We start from the raw sequence: 14,200 nt of genomic DNA, 5'->3' as shown, positions 1-14,200 counted from the left end.
GCGCCGGTCCGGTCGGCAGGTCCGGACCGGCGCCGCCCGGCTCAGCCCTTGGCGGCACGGAACCCGGCGTCGAGGTCGGCGAGGATGTCATCGATCCCCTCGATGCCGACGGACAGCCGGATCAGGTCGGGGGTGACGCCGGTGGCGGCCTGCTCGGCCTCGGTGAGCTGGGAGTGCGTCGTCGTCGCCGGGTGAATGATCAGCGAGCGGGCGTCTCCGACGTTCGCCAGGTGGCTGAACAGCTCGACCCCCTCGACGAACTTCCGTCCGGCGCCGGCCCCGCCGGCGATGCCGAACGACAGGATCGCCCCCGCGCCGCGGGGCAGCACTCGCTGCGCCCGGTCATACCACTTCGACGACGCCAGCCCCGGGTACGTCACCCAGCTCACCTCGTCGCGGGCCTCGAGCCACTCGGCCACCCGCTGGGCGTTCGCGGTGTGCCGCTCGACCCGCAGCGACAGCGTCTCCAGGCCCTGCAACAGCAGAAACGAGGTGAACGGGGAGATCGAGGCGCCGATGTCGCGCAGCAGTTGCACCCGGGCCTTGGCGATGTAGGAGCCGTGGCCGAGCGCGTCCCAGTAGACCAGCCCGTGGTAGCTGGGGTCGGGCGTGGTGAAGTTCGCGAACCGGCCGGAGGCGCCGAAGTCGAATCGTCCGCCGTCGACGATGACACCGCCGATGGCGGTGCCGTGCCCGCCGATGAACTTCGTCGCCGAGTGCACGACGATGTCCGCCCCGTGCTCGAACGGCCGGTACAGATACGGCGTGGCCAGGGTGTTGTCGACGACGAGCGGCACACCGTGGGCGTGGGCGACCTCGGACACGCCGGCGGTGTCGAGGACGTCGCCGCGCGGGTTGCCGATCGTCTCGCCGTAGAACGCCTTCGTGTTCGGGCGGACGGCGTCGCGCCATTCCTCCAGGTCGTCCGGGTCCGCGACGAAGGTGACCTCGATGCCGAGCTTCGGCAGCGTGTAGTGGAACAGGTTGTACGTCCCGCCGTACAGGCTGGACGACGACACCAGGTGGTCGCCGACCTCGGCGAGGTTGAGGATCGCCAGCGTCTCGGCGGCCTGCCCGGACGCGGTCGCCAGCGCCCCGATGCCGCCCTCCAGGGTGTTGATGCGCTGCTCGAACACGTCCTGCGTCGGATTCATGATCCGCGTGTAGATGTTGCCGGGCTCGCCGAGTGCGAACAGGGCGGCGGCGTGGTCGGTGTCGCGGAAGACATAGCTCGTCGTCTGGTAGATCGGCACCGCCCTGGCGCCGGTCGTCGGGTCGGGCTGCGCGCCCGCGTGGATCTGCTGTGTCTCGAACGACCAGCTCTCGGCGCTCATACGTGACTCTCCCCGGGTAGGTGTGGCTTTTCGCTGCTGCATGGTTCCCGGGCGCCGACGGCATGATGCCGGCGCCGCCGGCCACCCGCAAGGACGTGCCGCGGCCGTGCCGGCCCGGATGTCGTCGTGCCGCGACCGTGCCGGTGTCGCTGTGCCGGCCGCGCCCAGGCCGGCCCGATGGTGCCGGGTCCGTGCCAGGTGCGGGCCGTGCCAGGCGGATGTGGCTGTGGGCCGTGCCAGGCCGGTGTGGCTGTGCGGGCCGATGTCGCTGTGCGGGCCGGTGTGGCTGTGCGGGCCGGTGTGGCTGTGCGGGCCGGTCGACCGTGCGGGCTGGTCCGACCGTGCGGGCCGGAGCCGCGCGTGCCAGTCGGACAGCGGGTGTACCGATCGGATGTCGGCATGACGGCCGTGGCGCGGGCGGTCGGTGACCTTTGGCCGGGGTCAGGGTGCGAGCCGCCGGTCGTCGACGAGTGGGATGCCGGGCGGCCGGGACGGCCGGTCAGCGACCGGCGGGCTCGGCGCGAGTGGCGACGCGGGGCCGGAGAACGGCCGGGACGCCGGTGCCCGGGCATCCCCGTGAACATCGGTTGGCGCGGTGGCGCCGCCCCGGATGTCCGGCCTGTGTACTCACGGTTCCGACGCTAGCAGCGCCTCAGGCCGTTGTCTGCGCCCGCCCCGCCCGCCGGTCAAACCGCTGAAATATTACCGAGTCGTGCTCGGCGGTCAGCTCTCCGGTGGCGAGCACGCGACCGCGCCACGCGTCCAAGCCCCGGCACCGACCCCGACCCCGACCCCGGCCCCGGCCCGACATCCGACGATCACGCGGTTCCGCGGAACCGCACCCACCTCCCCCGCGTCCAGCCCCCGGGCTCCCACTCCGACCCCGATGATCTTGACGTTCCGCGGAACCGCGTCACGCTGTCCAGCACGGGCCGACGGACGGCGACCAGGACGGGTGACAGTAGAGGTATGACTCGTCTCGTCCTCGGCCCCATCCAGCGCCATCCGGACGGCTCTCGCGTCACCGTCTGGGTCGAAACCGACCTCGCGTGTGAGGCGGTGGTCGCCGTCCTGCCGCCGACCGTCGATCACAGTGCACCCGACGGCGCATCACCCGGTGGCGGCGCATCCCTCGGTGACGGCGCATCCCTCGGTGACGGCGTTCCCCTCGGTGGCGGCGCGGCTGTCGGTGGCGGGACGGCCGGGGGTGGGGGTGCGTTCGGGTCCGGGCGGATCGCGGGGCGGGCGCGGACCTTCGAGGTGGCCGGCCATCACTACGCCCTCGTCGTCGCCGGCGGCCTCGTCCCCGGGGAACCGGTCGCGTACGAGGTGTGGCTGACCGGGGCTGCGGAGACATCGCCGTCTCCGTCGCCGTCTCTGTCGTCTCCGTCGTCGTCGCCCGTGCGGGTCTGGCCCGAGCCCGGCGCGCCGCCGAGTCTGCTGCGGCCCGTGGGCGAGGACCAGCCGGTGCGGATGGTCTTCGGCTCATGCCGGGTGACCGCGCCCCAGGAGCGTCCGTACACCCTGAACGCCGACGACGACAAGCAGGGGCTCGGCACGGACGCGCTGCACGCGCTCGCGCTGGACCTGCCCGGCCGCGATCCGTCGACCTGGCCCGGCGCCCTGCTTCTGCTCGGCGATCAGGTCTACGCCGACCACGTCTCCCCGCGGACCGCCGAGCGGATCCGGGCGCGTCGCGACGTCACCGCGGGCCCCGGCGAGGAGATCGCCGACTTCGAGGAGTACACCTGGCTCTACCAGGAGGCCTGGTCGCAGCCGGAGATCCGCTGGCTGCTGTCCACGGTCCCCACCGCCATGATTTTCGATGACCACGACGTGCGCGACGACTGGAACATCTCCGCGGCCTGGCGCGCCCAGATCCGCACCGAGCCCTGGTGGGACGCGCGGATCACCGGCGGGATCATGGCCTACTGGCTGTACCAGCACCTGGGCAACCTGAGCCCGCAGGAGCGTGACCGGGACCCGGTTCACCGTGCCGTCGCCGCCGCCGGCACGCCCGGCCCCAGCGATCCCGGCGACAGCGGTGGCCCCGGCGTTGGTACCGGTGGCGCCGGACCGTCCGCGGCGGACCTGCTGCGCGCCTTCGCCCGTCGGGGCGATGTCGGCGCCGACCGGACCGACGCCGAGCCGGCGGACCGGGCGGTGCGGTGGAGCTTTCGCTGGGACCTGGGTCGGACCCGGCTGGTCGTGATCGACTCGCGGGCGGCGCGGGTCGTCGCGGCGGACGGGACGCGCGCCATGGTCGACGCCGCCGAATGGGCGTGGGTGCGGGACCAGACCGACCACACCGGCGAGGTGGACCACCTGCTGCTCGGCACGTCGGTCCCGTACCTGCTCAGCCCGCTGATCCACAACGTCGAGGCGGCCAACGAGCAGGTCGCGGCGGGCCGCTGGGGCCGACGCGCCGCCGCCGCGGCCGAACGGCTCCGGCAGGCCCTGGACCTGGAGCACTGGGCGGCGTTCGGGGCGTCCTTCGACGCGATGACCGACCTGCTGCGCGCCGTCAGCGCCGGGGAACGCGGTCCCGCCCCGGCCAGCGTCGTGGTGCTGTCCGGGGATGTGCACCATGCCTACCTCGCCCGCGCGGACCTGTCGAGGGTTGGCCCGGTCGGCGCTGTCGGCCCTGTCGGCCCGGGCAACCAGGGCAACCAGGGCGTGCCGGTGTGGCAGGCCGTGTGCTCGCCGTTTCGCAACCCGCTCGGCCCCTGGGTCCGGCGGGTCGACGCCCTGTCCCGTCGGGCTCCGGCCGCCGCGGTCTCGGGGGCGCTCGCGCGCCTCGCCGGCGTGCCACGCCGGGCGATCCGCTGGCGGGTCACCGACGGGCCCTGGTTCGACAGTCAGCTAGCGATGCTGGAGCTCGCCGGCCGCACCGCCCGCCTGACCCTGTCGAAGACCGAACCGGACGGCACTCCCGGCGGCCTGACCCCCGTCCTCGTCACCGACCTCACCCCCAGGCCCTGATCCGTTGACTTCGGGACTGCGACGGAGTTCGTGTCCAGGCCGGACATGTCCGGTGAGGGCAGGGTTCTGTCGGCACAAAGCTCGCTACCCGGATCGATGATGATAGGCACGGGCTGCTACCGGCGGGCTTTGCTGGTAGCAGCCCGGAGTGGTTGTTCCGGGTTGGTGATCCGCGATTCCGAACCGGGTAACGCGACTTTTCGCTCGTGGTCTAATAGTCCGACAAAGGATGCCAAGGGCCACGGAGGAAGACGTGTTCGGTATGGAGATCGAGACCCGGATCCCCATCAGGATGGACCTGGGCGATGAGCGCTGGCCGACGATCGCCCGGCACAAGGACGGCATCTACAAGCTTGACATCGACCGTCACAGCGGCCCGGAAAACAAGGCAGACGAGAGCCTGCCAACCTCTATTCTGGAATTCGTGACGGCGCATTTTGACGACCACGCCGGCACCAGGGACGAGGCGAGCGCCGCATTCAGGGCGCGCTACTCGGTCGTGCGCACGGCCATCGAGACGTTCGCCCAGGCCGGGCCCTCGACCTCCTTCGCCCAGCTCTGTGACCAGCTCGATCTGGTCGTCGACGAGTCCTGGCGGAACGCGGCCGCCGACGCGGTGGTCAACCCCTTCGTGCGCCCGCTCGATCAGAAGCTCCGCAGCGCGATCCATTACACGTTGGGCATCGCCCTGGAGGTGTTCCCCCGGCTCGTCAACGAGGTACTGGTACTGCACACGACGAACGAGACCTCCCGGGAACGCTCGCTGCAGGCCGTGCAGGTGGGCGCCGAAGCCACCACGAGGCTGACCGGCCCGACCCGGCGGCCGGACGTCGACGCGGCGAAGCTGTCCGGCTACATCGCCCTGCTGTACATGCAGGTGGCGGCCCGCTACGACGGTGGCCGGGAGGGCGAGGAGCGGCTGATGAAGAACCTTACCCAGGCCCTGAGTCGGGTGCCGTGGTGGGTGATCCGGGAGGATCTCACGCTGGCCGAGTGGGCCTGGCTGCAGGCCAACCATGCGTCGATCATCGAGGGGATGCAGAAGGCGTACAACCCCGCCAATCTGAAGCCCAGGAATCCGCCCAGGGAGGCGGCGCCCCGCAGTTGGGGAAACAAGCATCCGAAGGACGCCCTGCTGATGCCACCGCATGTCAAGCTGCTGTTGGACAGCGCTTTGTGCTCGCCCAACCCGAAGGACGACCCCAAGGCCACCTTCGGCGATATGACGGTGGTGGAGAAATCGGAGCCGGTGGGACCGCCAGCGCAGGCGGGGCAGCCGAGAATGAAGGGTTACGCGATGGAACTCCGGCAGCGACCGGGGGGCCGTGGCGACCTCGAGGAGTTGGAGAGGCTTTCCCTCGAGCTGATGTGGGTCGACCGGAACCTGCACGGCACCGACGTTGTGGCCGTGGTGCCGGCGACGGCGGCCACGAAGGATGATCTGGCCGCGAAGGCCCCGGACCGCAGGCCGACGAGGACACAGCGCAGCACCAGCATGACATGAACCGCCCCGCCCAGGCCCGCGGCGCGGGGCAGTGCCGCTGCCAGGGCGGGAGGCCGGGGCGGGCCGGTCAGTCCCGCCCGGCCAGGGGCGGCTGGGTGATGGCGAGCTCGGAGGCGAGGCCGGCGCGGGTGGCGAGTTCGACGGCGAGTTCGCGGGCCCAGGGCAGGACCGCCCCGATGTCGGCGGTGAGGATCCGCGCGTCGGCGACGATCCGTTCGCCGTCGACCCAGACCCCGGCGATGTCGCGGGTCCCCGCGCAGTAGACGACGGCCTGGTAGGGGTCGTGCACGAACGCCATCGACGGGCTCGCCTCGGCGAACAGCACCAGGTCGGCGGCCTTGCCCACGTCCAGGCTGCCGACGGTGTCGTCAAGGCCGAGCGCGCGGGCGCCGCCGAGGGTGGCCATCCGCAGCACCGCCGGCGCGGTCAGGACGTCGGCCTGCTGGTGGTGCACCTTCTGCAGCAGCGCCGCGGCCTTGACGGTCTCCAGCATGTTCTGGCTGTCGTTGCTGGCGGCGCCGTCCACGCCGAGGCCGACGGGCACCGACTCCCGCAGCAGCCGCGGCACCTGACACACCCCGCTGGCCAGGATCATGTTCGACACCGGGCAGTGCGCCACGGCGACCGCGTGCCGGCGCAGCAACGCCACGTCGTCGTCGGCGAGCCAGACGCAGTGCGCGGCGACCGTCTGCGCGTCGAGCAGGCCGGCCCGGGCGGCGACCTCGATGGAGCTGGCCCCGCGGCTCGTGCGCGACGCCGTCACCTCCTCCCGCACCTCGTGCAGGTGGACGTGCAGCCGGTTCGTCTCGGTCAGCAGCGTTCGGGTGGCCGCGAGCAGCGCGTCGCTGCTGGCCGGGATGGTGGCCAGGCCCACCCGGAACCGGGAGCGCCGCGAGGCCGCCGCGGCCTGGGCCAGGGCGTGATGTTCGGCGATGATCGCGTCGATCGGGCGGTCGTGCGGGACGTCCGCCGGGCCGAACGAGACGTCCCCGCGCACCCCGACGACGTCGAGCGCGTCGACGATCCCGGGAGTGACCGGCGAGCGGCCCGGCGCGGAGCAGAACATGTCGCCGACCGTCGTCACCCCCGAGAGGGTCAGCTCGGTCGCCTTCAGCAGGGTGCCCACGTAGGCCATGTCGCGGGTCAGGTGCGCCTCGATCGGCTCGACCACGTGGACGAACCACTCCCACAGCGTGTGGGTCTCGCCGATGCCGGTGACCAGGCCCTCCGAGAAGTGCCCGTGGCAGCTCACGAAGCCGGGGGTGATGATCCCGCCGCCGTCGCCGAGGACCGGCAGGGCCGCGAAGCGCGCCGCGATCGCGGCGTACCCGTCGACGGCGGCGATGCGCCCGTCGACCACGGCGACCGCACCGTCGCGCACGTGCCCGGCCGCGCCCATGGTCAGCACGTGCCGGGCCCGCAGCACGAAGCTTCCGGCGGTGGCGGAGCCGGCGGTCGTGGTGGCGGTGGCGGTGGCGGCGGTGCCGGCGGTGGCGGTGCCGTTGACGCCGGGAGCGGGTGCGGCGACGGCGGCGGGATCGGTCACTTCAGTCCAATGCTCGTGTCGATGTACTGGTTGGTGAACAGGTTGGCGGGGGTGAGGCCGCTGCGCACCGGCTTCTTCTGGCCGGCGTAGATCGGAGTCAGGATCTGGATCATCCGGTTGACGCGGCTCTGCTCCATGTCGCCGATCGTCGTGTTCGACCCGTTGGAGACCAGCGCCCGGTTCTTCATCGTCTGCACGGCGTACGCGGCGAGCCCCGGGGAGTAGTTCCACACCGACGCGGCGTCCGCCTTGACCGCCCTGATGATGAGCCCGTTCGCCGTCTGCGGATGCGCCAGGAAGTCGACCTGCGAGCGCTGCACGATCGGTACCAGCTTCGTCAGGCACGGGGCGAGCTTCGCCTCGTCGCCGGTACGGACCGACAGCGCCTGGCCGTACACCGGGTAGCCGGTGTCGTTGACGAGCTGGAGGTTGACGTCGTAGCTGTGCCCGTCACCGAGTTCGTTCTTGTAGATGTAGGGCTCCGAGGTGGCGAAGCCGGCCTCGGCGACCTTGCCGTCCTCGGCGACCCAGCGCGACGGCGAGCCGTCGTAGCTGCCGTCGACCTGGCCCCGGCGCAGGATGCCGGCGCCGAGCAGGTACTGCATGTAGGCGTCGGTCTCGTAGTAGAGGACCTTGGTGTCGGTCTGGCCGATGTCCACCAGCGTTGTGAAGTTCGGATGCTCGGCCTTGTCCCACATGATCATCATGGGGGCCACCTCGAACGGCGCGAACACGGCCCTGGTCGGCTGGGAGGCCGAGTTCTGGATGGCCTCGTCCGTGGAGACGATCCCCAGGTTGATCGACTTGTCCACGTACATCTGGGCGCTGACCTGCTGATAGCCGATGGCCGGGCCGCCGAACCGGACCTCGATGTTCACCCCGGTGTCCTTGCCGCCGGAGACGAGGGAGCCGGTGATTCTCTTCTTGCGGGTGTCGACCTTCGCGTCCGGGCCGAGCAGGTTGTACAGGAAGCCGTACTCGGATTCGGCGAACCAGTCGGTCTGCACCACGACGGTGGCGGGGCAGGCGCCACGCAGATCGTGCGCACCGCCGGACGCGGCCACCGGCGCCGCGCCCGCGGCCCCCGCGCCGGTGGGCCCGGCGTCGGACCCGCCACCGGAGTCCCCGCTGCAGGCCGCCAGGGTCAGGGCGAGCGCCGTGCCGAAGGCGACGGCGGCTCCTCGTCGGAAACGTCCCATGTTGCTCCTTCTCGTGAAGACCCCCGGGCTCGTGAACCCCCCGCGGGGCCGGGGTGTGACACAGCTCCGCGAGCCGGCGACGGCCGTCGGGATCCGACGGGCGCGGCCGCCCGCGGCGTCAGGGCGTCTCGGCGCCGTACCAGCGACCGGTGACCAGTCGACTCAGCCAGCCGAAGAACGTGAACACGACGACTCCCAGCAACGAGGCGAGGATGACCGCACCGAAGAGCTGCTGGGAGAGCAGTCGCGCGCGGTAGAGGTCGATCAGGACGCCGATGCCGGGGCTGCCCTGCTTGAAGAAGAAGTCGCCGACGACCGCCCCCACGACGGCCAGCCCGGCGGCGACCTGGAACCCGGCGAACGTCGCCGGCATCGCGGCCGGCAGCTGCAGCGACACCAGCCGACGCCAGCGGGGGATCCGGTGCAGCCGGAACAGGTCGAGCATGCCCTGGTCGACCGACTGCAGGCCGAACAGCGTGCTGCTGATCACCGGGAACAGGGCGATGAGGACGCAGACGACCACCCGGCTGAGCAGGCCGTAGCCGAACCAGAAGCCGATCAGCGGCACCATCGCCAGGGTGGGGATGGTCTGCAGGATCACCGCGTACGGGTACACCGACCGCTCGATCCACCGGGCCTGGCTCATCGCGATCGCCACGGCCATGCCCAGCACGATCGACACCCCGAGGCCGATGAGCGCCACCGATGTCGACAACCACAGCGCCCGCAGGAGTTGCGCGAGGTTGTGGCCGTCGAGGAAGGCGACGCGGACGACCGAGTCGGGACTCGGTAGCAGGAACCGGCGGTCCCGGTCGAGGGCCACGAGGCTGACGAAGTACCAGACGCCGATGATGATCGCGAACAGCGCGACCGGGGCGAGACGGTCACGCCAGGTCGTCCGCGGCCGCCCGGTGCGCAGCGCCCGGCTCGCCGCGCGGACCAGGGCCGTCAGCCGGTCCGCGCCGACGGCGCCCGGCGTCCCCGGTGCGCTCACGTTGCCTCCCCGTCGCGCAGGCGGCGCGAGACCGCCGCGGTCAACCGGGTGAAGTCCTCCCGGAAGCGCAGCTCCGCCGGGCGCGGGTAGCCGAACGGGACGGCGAACTCGGCCACCACCCGACCCGGGCGCGGCGACATCACCAGGACCCGGGTCGACAGGCTCACCGCCTCCGCGACCGAGTGGGTGACGAACAGGGCGGCGCCGAAGCGGCGCAGCTCGAACAGCCGCAGCAGCTCGCCGCCGAGGCGCTCCCGGGAGATCTCGTCGAGGGCGCCGAACGGCTCGTCCAGCAGGAACAGATCGGGGGAGAGCACCAGCGAGCGGGCCAGCGATACCCGCATCCGCATCCCGCCGGACAGCGAGCGGGGCCGATGCCGCGCGAACCCGCCGAGCCCCACCAGATCGATGATCTCCGCGGCCCGCGGTCGGTACTCGGCGCGGGGCACGCCGGTCAGCTCGGCCAGCGTCTCCACGTTGCGCCGCACGCTGCGCCAGGGCAGCAGGGTCGGGTCCTGGAAGACGTAGCTGATGCGGCCGGTCGACGGCGACACCGTGCCGGCGGTGGCCTCGGTCAGGCCGGAGGCCAGCCGCAGCAGGGTGCTCTTGCCGCAGCCGGACGCGCCGACGATGCTCACGAACTCGCCGTCGCGGACCGCCAGGTCGACCGGGGCGAGGGCCTGGGTGCCGTCCGGGTAGTGCTTCTCGACGCCGGTGAACGTCACCAACACCGGCGGGGGGACCGCTGGTCCGCTCGCAGCTTCGTCCTCGTTGACCGCTCTGGCCTCGTCGGTCTCTCTGGCGCCCGTGTCCCCCGCAACCTCCGCAACCTCCTTGGCGGAACCGGCTGTGGACGATTCGTTGCCGTATGTCCAAATATGGTGGCGCATGACCCGTGGGCCTAACCGTTCCGTACCCCGGTGAAGGCCGCCCGTGTTCTCGATCTGGTCGCGGCGAGGGCGGCCGGGGCGGGGCTTCCCGGCAGCGGCCAATTGACCGATGTTGTGGCCAGGTCGCGCGGATAGACGGTGGCGAAGGTGCCGTCGGTGTCCTGTTCGACGGCCGTTGCGGAAAGCGTGTTCTGGTGGGTTCCGTCGAAACGGACGCCGTTCCACGGCATGATGGTCGCGGCCCCCGGGAGATCGATCGCGACAAGCGCGGAGCGTATCCGTTCCCGGGTGGCGCTGCCGGCGTCCTCGATTGCCCGGGCATAGATTGTTACCGCGGCGAACGCGGTCGCGGCGTCCGCCGTCATCGGCGCCCCGAAGTCATGCTGATAACGTTCGGTGACCGCCGCGGCGAGCGGGTTGGCGCGGGTGATGGGCAGCGACCACGAGACCTGCCTGCTCACCCGGCCGGCGAACCCGGGGATTGCGGCGAGCCGGGCGGCCTCCGTGGGGGCGCCATAAACGACGACGGCGGGCGGCGTGTACCCGCTGGCCTGGAACGCGTTTCCGAGCCTTTCCCCCGCGCCGGCGGCCGCCGCCAGCAGGACGACGTCGGGCGCGGCGGCCCGGATCGCCGCCACCGCTGCGGCGGGATCGGTGTCGTCGCCTTCGTCGGGCACGCTCGCCACGATCTGGTAACCGGCCTCCTCGCCGTACTCGGCGACGATGGAGTTCAGATCGGTGCCGGTCGCGTCGTTGCTGTGGAGCACGGCCACCCGTCGACGCGCCTGACCTGGCTGTTCGGTGTTGCGCAGCAGAGAAATGAAGGCGCTGGCATAGTCCGCGGCGTCCGGGCCGGCCCGGAAGAACCAGCTCAGCCCGCGCTCGGTGAGTGCCGTGAACGCGGCGTCACCGCTGACGAACGGGGTCTGTAGCCGCTCGGCCCGCTGACTGGCGTCCAAGGTGGCCTCGGCGCCGAACGCACCGACGATGCCGGCCACGCCGTCGCCGTTCACCAGGGTCGAGGTACCGTCCGCCGCGCGTTGCCGATCGCCCTTCGTGTCCAACGTCACAATCGATAGCCGGGTGTGGCCGGTGGGGCCCCAGATTTGCCCGGCCGAGTATCCGGACCAACCTTCTCCGGTGTTGATGAGCCGGCTGGCGAGTTCCGCTCCCCGTTGGGCGTCGCGGCCCGCTTCTGCGTTCCCACCCGTCAACGGGGCGAGAAGGCCGATCTTGACCTCGCCGGAAACCGCGGGCGGCTCGGGATTGTCACCACCCCCGCAGCCCGCGAGTACGGCGATGCAGAGCAGCGCAAACCCCGCCGCGCTCGCCCTTCGAAAACCGTGGATCATCACGCTCCCCGTGCGTCCGGCTGGAGTGAGGGGTGAAAGCTACTGAGACCGCGACGACACTAGTGGTTTGACGCCGGTCAGTCGCACCGGGGTTGGCTCATCCCGGACGATTGCGCGCCCGTTCGTCAAGTGACCCCGCTGGCAGTCGCGTCCGGTCCGCAAATAGCCTTTCAGTTCGCAACCGCGGCGACGCCAAGGCGCCGCGCGGTCGGGTGTACAGGGCCTTGCGCAGGCCTTGCGCAGGCCATGCGTGGCGGCGGCGCTCACCAGGTGCCGCCCGGCGTTCCAGGGTCGGGATTCGGGTGTTCGAGAGGCGGAGAGGTACGGGGCGCGTGACCAAGGCAGAAAGGGGCGGGACGTGACGGGGGAGCCGCCGCAGACCTCCCGCAGAGTCCCCGCCGGGAGCCGGGATCTCGACGGGGGCCGGGGCCCCGGGGCCGGTGGCCGGCGCGCCCGGTCGCGGCGCCGCCGGCGGATGAGCCTGCACAACCTGCCCGTGCGCGGGAAGCTCTTCGCCGCGCTGGCCGTGCCCACGGCGGCGTTCCTGGCGCTGGCGATCCTCTCGGGCACGACCTGGCTGTCCAACGCCGCCAGCTACGGCCGCGACGTGACCGCGGCGAAGCTCGGCCGCAACGTCACGGCGACGGTCCACGAGCTCCAGCTGGAACGTGACCTCGCGGTCGGGTTCATCAGCAGCGGCCGCGGCGCGGACCCGCGGACCTCGCTCACCGGCCGGCTCGACGGCCAGCAGCGGGCCGTCGACGCGGCCATGGGCCGGTTCCGTGGCACCCTGCGCTCCTCCGCCGGCGGCCTCGGCGCCGGCGCCGGGCGGGTGGCCGACCGAGTCGAGGGCGACATCGCCGGGCTGCCCGCGCTGCGCCGGTCCGTGCAGACCGGCGGCCTGTCCGTGGAAGCGATCTTCAACCAGTACTCGACGACGATCACCGACCTGCTCGGCCTCGACGATCGCATCGGGCAGGACCGCGACGACGAGGACCTGCGTTACGCCGTGGCCGTCCTCAACGACGTGTCGACGCTGAAGGAGATCGACTCCGAGATCCGCGGCGAGTTGTTCGCCACGAGCCTCGCGCAGCGCTTCGCCTTCGGCGCCTCCGACCGGCTGGCCGGGCTGATCGCCCAGGAGCAGGCGGCGCAGGACGGCTTCCGCGCCGCCGCCCGCCCCGAGGACCGCGCCCGCTTCGACCAGATCGTCAACGGTCAGGCGGTGCTCACGGTCAAGCGCATCTCCGAACGGGCCGTCCAGCGCCAGCGGCTGACCGACCTCGACATCGATCCCGACCAGTGGTTCGCGGCCAGCACGACCCACATCGAGCTGCTGCGCGCCGTCGAGACCGAGCTGCTCGACAACGTCGCCCGCAGCGCCGGGCACCTGCGCTCCGACGCCTGGCGGCGCACCGCCCTGATCGGTGCGCTCATTCTCGTGATCACCATCGGCGCGATCGTCTGGACGTTGCTGATCGCGCGGACGATGACCGTCCCGCTGCGCCGCCTGCGCAACGGCGCCCTCGACGTCGCCCAGGTGCGCCTGCCGCGGCTGATCTCCGAGCTGCAGACGGCGAACCCGGAGCAGGTCGACACGACGATCCGGCCGATCGCAGTCCACTCCCGCGACGAGATCGGCGAGGTCGCGCGCACCTTCGACGAACTGCAGCGGGAGGCGGTGCGCCTCGCCGCGGAGCAGGCGGGCCTGCGCCGCAACATCAACACCCTGTTCCTCAGCCTCTCCCGGCGCAGCCAGAGCCTCATCGAGCGGCAGATCGCCCTCATCGACCGGCTGGAGGCCGCCGAGGAGAACCCGCTGCAGCTCGAGAACCTGTTCAAGCTCGACCATCTCGCCACCCGGATGCGCCGCAACAGCGAGAACCTGCTGGTCCTCGCCGGCACCGGGCCGGGGCGCCGGCGCGCCGGGCCGGTGCCGCTCGGCGACGTGCTGCAGGCCGCCCTCGGCGAGATCGAGCAGTACGAGCGGATCCAGATCGTCGACGTGCCGGAGGCGCGGATCGCCGCCGACGCCGTCAACCACGTGGTCCATCTGGTGGCCGAACTGCTGGAGAACGCCGCGCAGTTCTCGCCGCCGTACCTGTCCGTCGACCTGGCGGCGGCCCTAGACGACGGCGGGGTGCTCATCACCATCGACGACGGCGGGCTCGGGATGTCCGAGCGCGAGCTCGTCGCGGTCAACCAGCGCCTCGCCGACCCGCCGCTGTTCGACTTCTCCATCGCTCAGCGCCTCGGCCTGTTTGTCGTCGCCCGCCTCGCCGACCGCCACGACATCGAGGTGCGGCTGAGCCGCTCGGACGCCGGCGGGGTGCGGGCGGTCGTGCGGCTGCCCGCGACGCTGCTCGTGGCGCCCGGCTCGGCCCCCGCCGGTGCCCGCC

9 protein-coding genes are annotated in these 14,200 nt (G+C 71.9%); 3 read left to right on the top strand and 6 right to left on the bottom strand.

The window, feature by feature from the left end; translation table 11 throughout:
- Positions 1–41: 41 nt before the first annotated feature.
- The gene (locus tag ND748_RS13240; RefSeq protein WP_251746101.1) at positions 42–1,334 is read right to left on the bottom strand and encodes a bifunctional o-acetylhomoserine/o-acetylserine sulfhydrylase; all 1,293 of its coding nucleotides are present in this window, start codon (positions 1,332–1,334) and stop codon (positions 42–44) included.
- A 969-nt stretch (positions 1,335–2,303) separates the two neighbouring features.
- Between ND748_RS13240 and ND748_RS13235 the strand changes: the two genes are divergently transcribed.
- Both ND748_RS13235 and ND748_RS13230 read left to right on the top strand, forming a co-directional pair.
- Positions 2,304–4,316, top strand: a complete 2,013-nt coding sequence (locus tag ND748_RS13235; RefSeq protein WP_251746100.1) for an alkaline phosphatase D family protein — start codon at positions 2,304–2,306, stop codon at positions 4,314–4,316.
- A 262-nt stretch (positions 4,317–4,578) separates the two neighbouring features.
- Complete coding sequence (locus ND748_RS13230; RefSeq protein WP_251746099.1) at positions 4,579–5,820, top strand: hypothetical protein; 1,242 nt, start codon at positions 4,579–4,581, stop codon at positions 5,818–5,820.
- Between the two features lie 67 nt (positions 5,821–5,887).
- Here ND748_RS13230 and ND748_RS13225 read toward each other — a convergent pair whose 3' ends face one another.
- The 5 genes from ND748_RS13225 to ND748_RS13205 all read right to left on the bottom strand — a co-directional run bounded on the left by ND748_RS13225 (position 5,888) and on the right by ND748_RS13205 (position 11,801).
- On the bottom strand, positions 5,888–7,366 hold the full coding sequence (locus tag ND748_RS13225; protein WP_251746098.1) for an amidohydrolase family protein: 1,479 nt from the start codon (positions 7,364–7,366) through the stop codon (positions 5,888–5,890).
- Positions 7,363–8,565: a hypothetical protein gene (locus ND748_RS13220; RefSeq protein WP_251746097.1), complete on the bottom strand. Its 1,203-nt coding sequence runs from the start codon at positions 8,563–8,565 to the stop codon at positions 7,363–7,365. Before ND748_RS13220 ends, ND748_RS13225 begins: the two co-directional genes overlap by 4 nt.
- 118 nt (positions 8,566–8,683) lie before the next feature.
- On the bottom strand, positions 8,684–9,517 hold the full coding sequence (locus ND748_RS13215; RefSeq protein WP_374215915.1) for an ABC transporter permease: 834 nt from the start codon (positions 9,515–9,517) through the stop codon (positions 8,684–8,686).
- A gap of 38 nt (positions 9,518–9,555) precedes the next feature.
- Positions 9,556–10,290, bottom strand: a complete 735-nt coding sequence (locus ND748_RS13210; RefSeq protein ID WP_374215914.1) for an ABC transporter ATP-binding protein — start codon at positions 10,288–10,290, stop codon at positions 9,556–9,558.
- A 170-nt stretch (positions 10,291–10,460) separates the two neighbouring features.
- Complete coding sequence (locus ND748_RS13205; RefSeq protein WP_251746094.1) at positions 10,461–11,801, bottom strand: ABC transporter substrate-binding protein; 1,341 nt, start codon at positions 11,799–11,801, stop codon at positions 10,461–10,463.
- 358 nt (positions 11,802–12,159) lie between these two features.
- Here ND748_RS13205 and ND748_RS13200 point away from each other — a divergent pair.
- A partial coding sequence (locus tag ND748_RS13200; protein WP_251746093.1) for a nitrate- and nitrite sensing domain-containing protein occupies positions 12,160–14,200 on the top strand: 2,041 nt, incomplete at its 3' end.

It is taken from the genome of Frankia sp. AiPs1, from assembly GCF_023716945.1.
Classification (GTDB): domain Bacteria; phylum Actinomycetota; class Actinomycetes; order Frankiales; family Frankiaceae; genus Frankia.
This window is presented reverse-complemented; position numbering and strand designations above follow the sequence as displayed.

What these genes read in the sequence shown, in the direction of transcription:
- ND748_RS13240 (WP_251746101.1), bottom strand. Translation starts at nt 1,334, where the DNA reads ATGAGCGCCGAGAGCTGGTCGTTCGAGACACAGCAGATCCACGCGGGC.
- ND748_RS13235 (WP_251746100.1), top strand. Translation starts at nt 2,304, where the DNA reads ATGACTCGTCTCGTCCTCGGCCCCATCCAGCGCCATCCGGACGGCTCT.
- ND748_RS13230 (WP_251746099.1), top strand. Translation starts at nt 4,579, where the DNA reads ATGGAGATCGAGACCCGGATCCCCATCAGGATGGACCTGGGCGATGAG.
- ND748_RS13220 (WP_251746097.1), bottom strand. Translation starts at nt 8,565, where the DNA reads ATGGGACGTTTCCGACGAGGAGCCGCCGTCGCCTTCGGCACGGCGCTC.
- ND748_RS13205 (WP_251746094.1), bottom strand. Translation starts at nt 11,801, where the DNA reads ATGATCCACGGTTTTCGAAGGGCGAGCGCGGCGGGGTTTGCGCTGCTC.